The 11573-nt window shown below is 68.2% G+C and carries 12 protein-coding genes; 10 read left to right on the top strand and 2 right to left on the bottom strand.

Translation table 11 applies throughout. The annotated features are described in order from the left end of the window. Window positions 1–162 precede the first annotated feature (162 nt). The 7 genes from IAE58_RS18675 (at window position 163) to recO (ending at window position 7241) form a co-directional block, all read left to right on the top strand. Entirely contained in the window at window positions 163–1695 is a 1533-nt protein-coding gene (locus IAE58_RS18675; RefSeq protein WP_199934712.1) for a DegQ family serine endoprotease, read from the top strand. A 177-nt stretch (window positions 1696–1872) separates the two neighbouring features. Next, window positions 1873–3666 (top strand): translation elongation factor 4, encoded by a 1794-nt coding sequence (lepA, locus tag IAE58_RS18670; protein WP_164272953.1) that lies wholly within the window; start codon window positions 1873–1875, stop codon window positions 3664–3666. 54 nt (window positions 3667–3720) lie between these two features. Continuing rightward, entirely contained in the window at window positions 3721–4515 is a 795-nt protein-coding gene (gene lepB, locus IAE58_RS18665; protein WP_199934711.1) for a signal peptidase I, read from the top strand. A 41-nt stretch (window positions 4516–4556) separates the two neighbouring features. After that, on the top strand, window positions 4557–4940 hold the full coding sequence (locus tag IAE58_RS18660; RefSeq protein ID WP_108750710.1) for a DUF4845 domain-containing protein: 384 nt from the start codon (window positions 4557–4559) through the stop codon (window positions 4938–4940). Continuing rightward, window positions 4930–5610, top strand: coding sequence for a ribonuclease III (rnc, locus tag IAE58_RS18655; RefSeq protein ID WP_108750709.1), 681 nt, complete (start codon window positions 4930–4932; stop codon window positions 5608–5610). Before IAE58_RS18660 ends, rnc begins: the two co-directional genes overlap by 11 nt. Further along, window positions 5607–6503 carry a GTPase Era gene (gene era, locus IAE58_RS18650; RefSeq protein ID WP_108750708.1) on the top strand — a complete coding sequence of 299 codons (897 nt, stop codon included), beginning with the start codon at window positions 5607–5609 and terminating at the stop codon, window positions 6501–6503. Before rnc ends, era begins: the two co-directional genes overlap by 4 nt. Before the next feature lie 18 nt (window positions 6504–6521). Further along, window positions 6522–7241: a DNA repair protein RecO gene (recO, locus tag IAE58_RS18645; protein WP_199934710.1), complete on the top strand. Its 720-nt coding sequence runs from the start codon at window positions 6522–6524 to the stop codon at window positions 7239–7241. A 70-nt stretch (window positions 7242–7311) separates the two neighbouring features. On the opposite strand, the gene IAE58_RS18640 is transcribed toward recO, so the two are convergent. Continuing rightward, window positions 7312–8034, bottom strand: a complete 723-nt coding sequence (locus tag IAE58_RS18640) for a response regulator (RefSeq protein WP_108762612.1) — start codon at window positions 8032–8034, stop codon at window positions 7312–7314. Between the two features lie 127 nt (window positions 8035–8161). Here IAE58_RS18640 and rlmD point away from each other — a divergent pair, with 127 nt between their 5' ends. Then, entirely contained in the window at window positions 8162–9496 is a 1335-nt protein-coding gene (gene rlmD, locus IAE58_RS18635) for a 23S rRNA (uracil(1939)-C(5))-methyltransferase RlmD (RefSeq protein WP_199934773.1), read from the top strand. 61 nt (window positions 9497–9557) lie between these two features. On the opposite strand, the gene IAE58_RS18630 is transcribed toward rlmD, so the two are convergent. After that, window positions 9558–10178 (bottom strand): hypothetical protein, encoded by a 621-nt coding sequence (locus IAE58_RS18630; protein ID WP_199934772.1) that lies wholly within the window; start codon window positions 10176–10178, stop codon window positions 9558–9560. Between the two features lie 90 nt (window positions 10179–10268). On the opposite strand from IAE58_RS18630, the gene IAE58_RS18625 reads away from it, so the two are divergent. After that, a complete protein-coding gene (locus IAE58_RS18625; protein ID WP_108753798.1) occupies window positions 10269–10754 on the top strand; it encodes a CYTH domain-containing protein in 486 nt (161 codons plus the stop codon). A gap of 60 nt (window positions 10755–10814) precedes the next feature. Next, complete coding sequence (locus IAE58_RS18620) at window positions 10815–11507, top strand: DsbA family oxidoreductase (protein ID WP_199934771.1); 693 nt, start codon at window positions 10815–10817, stop codon at window positions 11505–11507. Window positions 11508–11573 lie beyond the last annotated feature (66 nt).

Raw genomic sequence — 11573 nt, 5'->3', positions numbered from 1 at the left:
CCCCCCCCCCCCCGCCCCCCCCCCCCCCCCCCCCCCCCCCCCCCCCCCCAACCCCCCCCCCCCCCCCCCCCCCCCCCCCCCCCCCGGGCGCGCGCCCCCCCCCCCCCCGCCGGGGGGGGGGCGCCTCTCCCGTTTTCCATCCGATCCGGAGGTTGCCGTCCGATGACTGCCCGATTCCGTACCCATGCCATGGGCCTGCTGGTGATGACCCTGCCGTTGGTGGCCTGCGCGCAGGCGCCGTCACCGGCCGCCCCGGCGCAGCCGGCCGCAGCGGCCGCCGCCCCCCGCGCACCGGCGCAGCCGCTGGTCAGTGGCCTGCCTGATTTCACCAACCTGGTCGAACAGGTCGGCCCGGGCGTGGTCAACGTCGATACCACCATCGTGCGCCAGAACCGCCAGGCGCGCGGCGGCATGGGCCCCGGCGACGACGAGATGCCCGAATTCTTCCGCCGCTTCTTCGGCCCTGACTTCCCGATGCCGGGGCAGGGTGGGGGCGACAGCGGGCCCAGCATCAAGGGCCGTGGCATGGGCTCGGGCTTCATCATCTCGCCCGACGGCTATGTGCTGACCAACTATCACGTGGTGGCCGATGCCAGCGAGGTGAAGGTCAAGCTGGGTGACAGCCGCGAGTTCACCGCCAAGGTGGTCGGCAGCGACCAGCAGTACGACGTGGCCCTGCTGAAGATCGAAGGCAAGAACCTGCCGACCGTGCGCGTGGGCGATTCCAATACGCTGAAGCCGGGCCAGTGGGTAGTCGCGATCGGTTCGCCGTTTGGCCTGGACCACTCGGTCACCGCGGGCATCGTCAGTGCGCTCGGCCGCAGCACCGGTGGTACCGATCAGCGCTACGTGCCCTTCATCCAGACCGACGTGGCGATCAACCAGGGCAATTCCGGCGGCCCGCTGCTGAACACCCGCGGTGAAGTGGTCGGCATCAATTCGCAGATCTTCTCCGCCTCGGGCGGCTACATGGGCATCAGCTTCGCGATCCCGATCGACCTGGCGATGAGCGCGGTCGAGCAGATCAAGAAGAGTGGCAAGGTCACCCGTGGCCAGCTGGGTGCGGTGGTCGAGCAGGTCGATTCGCTCAAGGCGCAGGGCTTGGGCCTGCCCGACAGCCGTGGCGCCCTGGTCAACCAGATCGTGCCGGGCAGCGCCGCGGCCAAGGCCGGTGTGCAACTGGGTGACGTGATCCGCTCGGTCAATGGCCGCGCGGTCAACACCTGGTCCGATCTGCCGCCGCTGATCGGTGCCATGGCGCCGGGCAGCAAGGTGACCCTGGTGGTCTACCGCGACGGCAAGCCGCGTGAGCTCAGCGCCACCCTGACCGCGCTGACCGAAGACGGCCAGGCCGACGGCCGTGGTACGTCCACCGCCGACGCCGATGCGCCCCCGCAGACCGGTGCCAACGCCCTGCTCGGCCTGGACGTGACCGATCTGACCGCGCCGCAGCGCAAGCAGCTCGGCCTGGATGCGGGCGAGGGCGTGCGCATTACCGGGGTGAAGGGTGAAAGTGCCCGCGATGCCGGCCTGGCGCCGGGCATGGTCATCCTGCGTGTCGGCAATACCCCGGTCGGCCGTGTCGACGCGCTCAACCGCGCGCTTTCCGGCTACAAGAAGGGCGATGTGGTCCTGCTGCTGGTGCGTGCCAACAGCGGCAACAGCGCCTTCGTGGCGGTCAAGGCCGGCCAGTAAGGCCTTCACGGCCGCCACCGGCGGCCCTGGCAATCCCCCGAAGCCCCGCTCTGGCGGGGCTTCGGCCATTTCCAGCCCCCCCGCAGCCACCCCCAAGCGGGCAGGCCCCGGTCATGCGATAATCCACCGTTACCCTGACGACGCCGCGCGCCGCCGCCACCTATGTCTTCTGATTCGATGCGGAACATCCGCAACTTCTCCATCATTGCCCACGTCGACCACGGCAAGTCCACGCTGGCCGATCGCATCATCCAGCTCTGTGGCGGCCTGCAGGCCCGCGAGATGGAAGCGCAGGTGCTCGACTCCAACCCGATCGAGCGCGAGCGTGGCATCACCATCAAGGCCCAGTCGGTGTCGCTGCCATACTTGGCCAAGGATGGGCAGACCTACCACCTGAACTTCATCGACACCCCCGGCCACGTCGACTTTTCCTATGAAGTCAGCCGTTCGCTGGCCGCCTGCGAAGGCGCGCTGCTGGTGGTCGATGCCGCCCAAGGCGTGGAAGCGCAGTCGGTGGCCAACTGCTACACCGCCGTCGAGCAGGGCCTGGAAGTGGTGCCGGTCATCAACAAGATCGACCTACCCACCGCCGATATCGAACGCGCCAAGGCCGAGATCGAGGCCGTGATCGGCATCGACGCCGCCGACGCCGTGCCGGTCAGCGCCAAGACCGGCCTGAACGTGCAGGACGTGCTGGAAGCCATCGTGCACCGCATTCCGGCACCGCAGCCGCGTGACACCGACAAGCTGCAGGCGCTGATCATCGATTCCTGGTTCGACAACTACCTGGGCGTGGTCTCGCTGGTGCGCGTCATGCAGGGCCAGATCAAGGCCGGCGACAAGCTGCAGGTCATGTCCACCGGCCGTACCCACCAGGTCGACAACGTCGGCGTGTTCACGCCGAAGCGGAAAGTGCTGCCGGCACTGCGTGCCGGTGAAGTGGGCTGGGTCACCGCCAGCATCAAGGACGTGCACGGCGCACCGGTGGGCGACACCCTCACCCTGGCCGCCGATCCGGCGCCCAAGCCTCTGCCGGGCTTCCAGGAAATGCAGCCGCGCGTGTTCGCCGGCCTGTTCCCGGTCGATGCCGAGGATTACCCGGACCTGCGCGAAGCGCTGGACAAGCTGCGCCTGAACGACGCCGCGCTGCGCTTCGAGCCGGAAAGCTCCGAAGCCATGGGCTTCGGTTTCCGCTGCGGCTTCCTGGGCATGCTGCACATGGAAATCGTGCAGGAGCGCCTGGAGCGCGAATACAACCTGGACCTGATCAGCACCGCGCCGACGGTGGTCTACGAGGTCCTGAAGACCGACGGCACCATCATCAACATGGACAACCCGGCCAAGCTGCCGCCGGTGAACCATGTGGAAGAGATCCGCGAGCCGATCATCCGCGCCAACGTGCTCACCCCCGAGGAGTACATCGGCAACATCATCAAGCTGTGCGAAGAAAAGCGCGGCAGCCAGATCGGCATCAACTACCTGGGCAGCCAGGTGCAGATCAGCTACGAGCTGCCGATGGCCGAAGTGGTGCTGGACTTCTTCGACAAGCTGAAGTCGGTCAGCCGTGGCTATGCCTCGCTGGACTACCACTTCGTGCGCTTCGATGCCGGCCCGTTCGTGCGCGTGGACGTGCTGATCAACGGTGACAAGGTCGACGCCCTGTCGCTGATCGTGCACCGCAGCCATGCCGACCGCCGCGGCCGCGAGCTGTGCGAGAAGATGAAGGACCTGATCCCGCGCCAGCAGTTCGACGTGGCCATCCAGGCCGCCGTCGGCTCGCAGATCATCGCCCGCACCACGGTCAAGGCCATGCGCAAGAACGTGCTGGCCAAGTGCTATGGTGGCGACGTTTCGCGCAAGAAGAAGCTTCTGGAAAAGCAGAAGGAAGGCAAGAAGCGCATGAAGCAGGTCGGCCGCGTGGAAATTCCGCAGGAAGCCTTCCTGGCCGTGCTGCAGATGGACAACAAGTAAGCCCGCAGCGGCCCTTCGGGGCCGTTCGTCCGGTGACGTTGCAAAGGACCCTGAATGAAACTGTTTGAGATCCTCCTGGTCGTACTGACCCTGGCCTCGGGCCTGATCCTGCTTGCCGAAAAGCTGTACTTCGCCAAGCGCCGTGCCCAGCGCGCCGGCCTGCTCGACACCGAGCCGGTGCTGGTGGATTACTCTCGCGCCTTCTTCCCGGTGCTGGCCATCGTACTGGTGGTGCGCAGCTTCATTGCCGAGCCGTACAAGATTCCGTCCAGCTCGATGATGCCCAACCTGCTGATCGGCGATTTCATCCTGGTCAACAAGTTCTCCTACGGCCTGCGCCTGCCGATCAGCAACACCAAGTTTCTGCCGGTGGGCGAGCCCTCGCGCGGCGACGTGGTGGTGTTCCACTTCCCCGGCCACAGCGACAACGACCCGGCCAAGGGCGAGAACTTCATCAAACGCGTGATCGGCGTGCCGGGCGATACGGTGTCCTTCGACGGCGACAGCGTCACCCTCAATGGCGAAGCGCTGAAGTATGACAACAAGGGCATCTACGCCGGCCACCGTGGCCAGGGCGAAGGCGCCAACCTGCTGGTCGAGCACCTGCCGGGCCGGACCCATACCGTGCTGGAGACCGATTTCCCGCGCGGCCAGGGCCAGTGGACCGTGCCGGCTGGTAAATATCTGGTGATGGGCGACAATCGCGACAACAGCGACGACGGCCGGTTCTGGGGCCTGCTGCCGGAAGAAAATCTGCGCGGCAAGGCCTTCCTGATCTGGCTGAACTGCTCGGGCTGGTTCTGCAAGGACGGCTTCGAACCGTCGCGTATCGGTTCGGGCATCAACTGAAACTGACTTCACATCCATTCGCGTATCTGGGGAGAAACGCCATGAAGACGATGAACACGCAGCGCGGCATGACTTTGACCTCGTTCCTGGTCGTACTGGCCGTGGTCGGGTTCTTCCTGTACATCGGCATGAAGCTGTTCCCGATGTACCAGGAGTACTACTCGGTGCGTTCGGCCATGAAGAGCCTGGCGGCCGAGCCCAACGTGGGCACCATGGCGCCGGCGCAGATCCAGGACCTGTTCTTCAAGCGGCTGTACATCAACTACTCGGACAACGTGAAGCCGGCCAACGTCAAGTTCGCCCGACGCGATGGCGGCTGGACCCTTACCGTCAACTACGAAGTGCGCCGCCCGCTGGTCGGCAACCTGGACGTGGTTGGCAAGTTTGAATCGACCCAGGACCTGACCCGTAGCGGTGCCGAATAAACCTTTCCAACGTGGTGACCTGATCGGTCACAGCTTCCGCGATCCGGCCCTGCTGAAGCAGGCGCTGACCCATCGCAGTGCCGGTGCACCGCATAACGAGCGCCTGGAATTCCTGGGCGACAGCATCGTCAACCAGATGGTGGCCGAGGCCCTGTACCACCGCTGGCCCAAGGCCGACGAGGGCGCGCTGACCCGCGCCCGCGCCGCGCTGGTGCGGGAAGAGGCGCTGGCGGTGATCGCGCGCACCCTGCAGCTGGGCGAGCGCCTGATCCTGGGCGCAGGCGAAATGAAGTCCGGCGGCCACCGCCGCGACTCGATCCTGGCCGACGCCGTGGAAGCGGTGGTGGCCGCGATCTACCTGGATGGGGGCTTCGAGGCCTGCCGCACGGTGGTGCTGCCCTGGTTCAGTGCCTCCATGGAGGCGCTGCCGGCCACCGGGCGCCCGGAAAAGGACCCCAAGACCCGCCTGCAGGAATGGTTGCAGGCCCGACAGAAGGCGTTGCCGCAGTACGAACTGGTGTCAGAATCCGGTGACGACCACGCCAAGCACTTCCGGGTACGCTGCAACGTAGCCGACCCCGCCGCCAGCATCGAGGGCGAAGGCTCCTCGCGGCGGATTGCCGAACAACAGGCGGCTGCGGCCGTCCTTGAACAACTGGATTCCAAGTGAGCGAACAGATTCCCCATCATTGCGGCAGTGTGGCCGTCATCGGCCGCCCGAACGTGGGCAAGTCGACCCTGACCAACGCGCTGGTCGGCGCCAAGGTCAGCATCGTCTCCAACCGCCCGCAGACCACGCGCCATCGCCTGCTGGGCATCGCCACCTATCCCGAAGGCCAGCTGGTGCTGGTCGACACCCCCGGGCTGCACAAGGTGCAGAAGCGCGCGATGAACCGGGTGATGAACCGCGCTGCCCGCGGCTCGCTGGAAGGCGTGGACGCCGGCCTGCTGGTGATCGAAGCCGGTCGCTGGGACGAAGAGGACAGCCTGGCCTTCAACGTGCTGCGCGACGCCGGCGTGCCGGTGGTGCTGGTGGTCAACAAGATCGACCGCCTGAAGGACAAGGGCGCGCTGCTGCCGTTCCTGCAGGAAGTCACCAACGGCCGCGATTTCGCCGCCGTGCATCCCATTTCCGCGCAGAAGCGCAACGGCCTGGAAGCGCTGGTGCGCGACGTGCTGAAGCTGCTGCCGGAAGCCCCGCCGATGTTCGGCGAGGACGAGATCACCGACCGCAGCCAGCGTTTCCTGGCCGGCGAACTGGTGCGCGAGCAGCTGATGCGCCAGCTTGGCGAAGAACTGCCGTATGCCACCACGGTGGAAATCGAGCGCTTCACCGAAGACGGCAACCTGCTGCGCATCGGCGCGGTCATCTGGGTCGAGCGCGAGGGCCAGAAGGCCATCGTGATCGGCAAGGGCGGTGCCCGCCTGAAGGAGATCGGGGCCAAGTCGCGCCTGCAGATGGAGCGTCTGTTCGGGGCCAAGGTGTTCCTGGAAACCTGGGTGCGCGTGCGTGAAGGCTGGTCCGACGACGAGGCCGCACTGAAGGCCTTCGGCTACGAATAAGCCGTTGCGGTCGCTTCGATGCTGATCGAGGACGACACCGGGTTCGTGCTGCACGCACGGGCCTACCGCGAGACCAGCCTGCTGGTGGAGGTGCTGAGCGCGCAGCATGGCCGTATCGGCGTGCTGGCGCGCGGGGTGTCCACCGCCAAAGGGCAGGTGCTGCGCGCCGCCCTGCAGCCCCTGCAATGGATCCGCTTCAGCGCCCAACAGCGCGGTGAGCTGGCGCAGTTGCGCGGTGCCGAAGCCCTGGATGCAGCGCCGCGGCTGGTGGGGCAGGCCATGCTGGCCGGTTTCTACCTGAGTGAACTGACCCTGCGCCTGGCCCCGCGCCAGGACCCGCTGCCCGATCTCTATCTGGCCTACGGCGAAGCGCGCGCGCGACTGGCGGTGGGTGCCGGCCTGGCTTGGACACTGCGTCGTTTCGAACGCGAGCTGCTGGCGGCACTGGGCCTGGGCTTCGATCTGGAAACGGCCAGCGACGGCCAGCCGATCGATCCGGCGGGCCGTTATGCGCTGGACCCGCAGGAGGGGCCGCAGCGGCTGTTGAGCGTGCGTGACGGCGAGCGCAGTGCCGCGGCCACCGGTTCGGCGCTGCTGGCGCTGGGCGCCGACGAAGAACCCGATGCGGCCGACCTGGCCAGCCTGCGGCTGCCGATGCGGCGGGTACTGGCCCACCACCTGGGCGCACGTGGCCTGAAATCCTGGGAACTGCTGGAGCAGCTGTCCCCTCGCCGCTGAGGGGGGTGGGGGGGGGGGGGGGGGGGGGGGGCCGGCCCCCCCCCCCCCCCCCCCCCACACACCCACGCCCTCAGTGCAGCAGGGAAGCTACCGCGGCGCGGAAGCCCGCCTGTGCCTGCCCTGAGTCAGGGGAGTGGTGCAGCTGGCGCACGGCGCGGCCCAGCCGGGCCGCCCCCACGAACCCGCAACTGGCCTGCAGCCGATGCAATTGGCTGCGCAGCTGGCGTTCGTCGTGCTGGTCCACCGCCTGTTCGACCGCATCGCGTACCCCCGGCAGCTCGGCCAGGAACAGCTCACGCAGGGCAATCAGGTGGTTGCGCTGGCCGTTCAGCGCCGCCAGGGCCGCCGTCTCATCCCAGTCCTCCACGGCCAGCTCCACCGCAGCCGGCGGCAGCGGCGCAGCGCCCGGGCTGTTCACCAGCGCCCGGCGCACCGCTTTCAGCAGTTGATCACGGCCCAGCGGCTTCACCAGGGTGTCGCTGAAGCCGGCCTCGCGCAGGCTGGCATGAATGGAGGCATCGCCGTCGGCGGTATGGGCCAGGGCCGGGGTGTCCGGATGCGACTGGCGCAGCGCCTGCAGCAGCTGGGCGCCATTGCCGTCGGGCAGGTTCACGTCGATCAGCCACAGGTCATGCGTGCCGGGCTCGCCACGGGCAAGCGCGCTGGCAAGTGAGTCAGCAGTGTCCACATCGGCTGGTAACGTTTCCAACGCCGCTTTGAAAAAACCGCGGCTGATGATGTCGTCCTCGACAAGCAGGAAGCGGGGCCGGCTGGTCCGCGGGGTCATCTGCATAGGGCTGCCTCCATGTCAGCTGTGGACAATCATCATGCACGGCGGCGGCGTGTGCAAGCGGCCATCGGCCCGCCCGGCCAGGATCTGCGACAATGTGCGCCCTTTTTTGCCCGCAGCCTGTCGCCACGTGGCCCGATCCCGTTCCCGCATCGACCGTACCCCGTTCCAGACCGAAATCCTCGACCTCAGCCATGACGGTCGTGGCGTCGCCCGCCGTGAAGGCGAAGGCGGCAAGGTCACCTTCATCAGCGGCGCCCTGCCGGGCGAAGTGGTGATGGCCGAACAGACCGCCCGCAGCCGCCACTTCGACGAGGCGCGCACGGTGGAAGTGCTGCAGGCCTCGCCGCAGCGTGTTACCCCCAAATGCCCGCACTTCGGCACCTGTGCCGGCTGCGTGCTGCAGCACCTGGACGAAAGCCAGCAGATCGTGGCCAAGCAGCGCGTGCTGATGGACAACCTGGAGCGCATCGGCCACGTCAGCCCGGGCACCGTGCTGCCGCCGCTGGTCGGGGACAGCTGGGGCTACCGCCGCAAGGGCCGCTTCTCGGTCCGCCGGGTGGAAAAGAAGGACAAGACCCTGGTCGGTTTCCGCGAACAGGATCCGCGTTTCGTGGCCGACCTGAGCCAGTGCCTGACCGTGATCCCGGAAATCGGCACCAAGGTCCAGGACCTGTCCACCTTCATCGAAGGCCTGGATGGCAAGCGCGACATTCCGCAGATCGAGTTCATCGGCGGCGACAACGCCATTGCCCTGACCGTGCGCCACCTGCAGCCGCTCAGCGACGCCGACCGCGCCGCCTGGGCCGCGTTCGGCCAGCAGCACGGGTTTGCCATCTACCTGCAGCCGGGCGGCCTGGACACCGTGCACCCGCTGGACGGGCAGGGCGTGCCGCTGTCGTTCCGCCTGGCGCCGTGGGACGTGGAACTGGCCTTCCGCCCGCTGGATTTCATCCAGGTCAACGCCAAGCTGAACGAGGCGATGATCGCCCGCGCGCTGGAACTGCTGGAGCCGGGTGCCGATGAACGCGTGCTCGACCTGTTCTGCGGCCTGGGCAATTTCACCCTGCCGCTGGCCCGCAAGGTGCGCGAAGTGGTGGGCGTGGAAGGCGATGCCGGCCTGGTCGCGCGCGCCCGCGAAAACGCCGAGCGCAACGGCCTGGCCAATGCACAGTTCTTCAGCGCCGACCTGACCCAGGACCAGCGCGCCACCCCGTGGATGCGCCAGGGTTTCGACAAGCTGCTGCTGGACCCGCCGCGCTCGGGCGCGATCGAAGTGCTGCAGCAGCTGCCGCTGAAGCAGTTCAAGCGCATCGTCTATGTCAGCTGCCACCCCGGTTCGCTGGCGCGCGATGCCGGCTACCTGGTCAACGAACAGGGCTTCACCCTGGTCAGCGCCGGTGCCATGGACATGTTCCCGCACACCGCGCACGTGGAAAGCATCGCGGTCTTCGAAAAGCGCTGACACCGCGCGGGCACCGGCACTACCCCGGTGCCCGCCGCCGCAGGTGGCGGCGCGTCGGCTATCAGGGCGCCGGCGCGCTGCGCCACTGGCCATCCTCGCGGATGAACGCCAGCGTTTCGGTACCTTGCTCATCGCCCACCTGGGCGGTGACCGCACATTCGAATACGGCACGCTCGTCGGGCACTTCGCAGTCGGCAACCTCCAGCACCTGCGCGTCGCGCACGGCCAGCATGAAGCGCGCGCGCTCCTCTGCATCGCTCTCACGCGCCGCCACGGTCGCCAGGTGCGCGCGCAGCAGCGGTTGTACTTCCTCGCGACTGGGCGCGGGCGTCGGCAGGCGGCGCGGATCGGGCAGGGTCCACTGGCCGTCCACCCAGGCCAGGTGCAGCAGGCGCGCACCCGATTTCATGCCGGCACTGCCGACCACGATGCAGGTGGCGGTGTCCGCGGTGCTGCCCACCGCGCAGCTGCTCAGCGATTCCAGCGTGGGCCGGAACGCCATCGCGACCAGGCTGCTGCTGTCACTGCGCGGGCGCGCGGCGATCTGCTCGGCAATCGCCAGATCCATCGCGTCCTGCGCCTGTTGCAGTGTGGGCAGTGCAGGGGCCTGGGCCAGGCATGCGCCCGCGGGCAGCAGCAGGGCCAGCGCCAGCGGGCGCAGCGTGGAAAGGGACAGTGTCATGGTTCAGCGATCCTTGCAGGGCGGCGCAGTGTAGTGCGGCGGCCGCGCGCCGGGTAGGCAGGCTGCCATTGGCGGCCGCATACTTCGCGCATGGGCATTGAAATCGAACGCAAGTTTCTGGTGACCGGCGACGGTTGGCGTACCGCCGCGCATCGGGTCATTCCGATGGCACAGGGCTATATCAACGACATGGGCGCACTGGATCGCGGCACCCAGAACGCCTCGGTGCGCGTGCGCATCGAAGGCGAACAGGCGGCGCTGAACCTGAAGTCGCGCACCCTGGGGCACACCCGCCAGGAGTTCGATTACCCCATTCCCGTGGACGATGCCCGCGACCTGCTGGCGCTGTGCGTGGGCGGGCTGATCGACAAGCGCCGCCATCTGGTCGAACACGCCGGGCTGACCTGGGAAGTGGACGAGTTCCTGGGCGACAACGCCGGCCTGGTGGTGGCCGAGGTGGAGCTGGACAGCGCCGACCAGGCCATCGACCTGCCGGACTGGGTGGGCGCGGAAGTGACCGACGACGCGCGCTATTACAACGTCGCGCTGGCCAGCCATCCCTATTCACAGTGGTGAAGCGCTGATCGGCCGGTAGCGCCCCCTTTTGCCGCGGCGGGCGGCCCCCATCTTGGGGGTATGAGAATCGATATCTATTCCGACATGGTCTGCCCCTGGTGCTGGATCGGCAAGCATCGTTTCCAGCAGGGCCTGCAGTTGCTGGGCGCCGATGCGCCCGCCCTGGACATCCATTGGCAGCCGTTCCAGCTGGACCCGGACGCTGATGCCACGCCGGTCCCGCTGCGCCAGGCCTATGCGCGCAAGTTCGGCGGGGCCGAGCGCACCGAACAGATCCTGGGCCAGACCCAGTCCACCGCGCAGGCCGAAGGCCTGCCCATGGACTTCGGCCAGGGCCAGGTGCGGGTGACCACGCTGCCTGCGCACCGCCTGCTGTGGCTGGCCGGCGAACATGGCGTGCAGGACGCGGTGGGCGAAGCGCTGTTCCGCGCCCACTTCGAGCATGGCCAGAACCTGGCCGACCCCGCCGTGCTGGTGAAGGCCGGTGCGGCCGGCGGGCTGGCCGCAGCCGAGATCGAACAGATGCTGGCGTCCGACCGCGGCCTGGCCCAGGTGCAGGCCAAGCTGGCCGACGCGCAGGCGCTGGGCATTTCTTCGGTGCCCACCTTCGTGATCGACGGGCGCTGGGCGATTTCGGGCGCGCAGCCGCCGGAAGCCTTCGCCCAGGCGCTGCGCCAGATCGCCGCCGAGCAGGGCGCCCCCTCGGCCGCCGCGGGTGAAGCCGCCTGCGGCCCGGATGGTTGCACGGTGTAACGCGCGCGGGGGGGGGGGGCCCGCCCCCCGCGGGGGGGGGGGGGGGGGGGGGCGCCGCGCCCCCCC

This window comes from Stenotrophomonas sp. S49 (assembly GCF_016624905.1).
In the GTDB taxonomy this organism is placed as follows: domain Bacteria; phylum Pseudomonadota; class Gammaproteobacteria; order Xanthomonadales; family Xanthomonadaceae; genus Stenotrophomonas.
Note: the sequence above shows the minus strand (reverse complement) of the source record. Positions and strands in the feature narration are given on the sequence as shown.

Excerpts from the sequence above, each read along its gene's own strand:
- IAE58_RS18675 (WP_199934712.1), top strand. The coding sequence starts at position 163 with ATGACTGCCCGATTCCGTACCCATGCCATGGGCCTGCTGGTGATGACC.
- lepA (WP_164272953.1), top strand. The coding sequence starts at position 1,873 with ATGCGGAACATCCGCAACTTCTCCATCATTGCCCACGTCGACCACGGC.
- lepB (WP_199934711.1), top strand. The coding sequence starts at position 3,721 with ATGAAACTGTTTGAGATCCTCCTGGTCGTACTGACCCTGGCCTCGGGC.
- IAE58_RS18660 (WP_108750710.1), top strand. The coding sequence starts at position 4,557 with ATGAAGACGATGAACACGCAGCGCGGCATGACTTTGACCTCGTTCCTG.
- recO (WP_199934710.1), top strand. The coding sequence starts at position 6,522 with ATGCTGATCGAGGACGACACCGGGTTCGTGCTGCACGCACGGGCCTAC.
- IAE58_RS18640 (WP_108762612.1), bottom strand. The coding sequence starts at position 8,034 with ATGCAGATGACCCCGCGGACCAGCCGGCCCCGCTTCCTGCTTGTCGAG.
- IAE58_RS18630 (WP_199934772.1), bottom strand. The coding sequence starts at position 10,178 with ATGACACTGTCCCTTTCCACGCTGCGCCCGCTGGCGCTGGCCCTGCTG.
- IAE58_RS18625 (WP_108753798.1), top strand. The coding sequence starts at position 10,269 with ATGGGCATTGAAATCGAACGCAAGTTTCTGGTGACCGGCGACGGTTGG.
- IAE58_RS18620 (WP_199934771.1), top strand. The coding sequence starts at position 10,815 with ATGAGAATCGATATCTATTCCGACATGGTCTGCCCCTGGTGCTGGATC.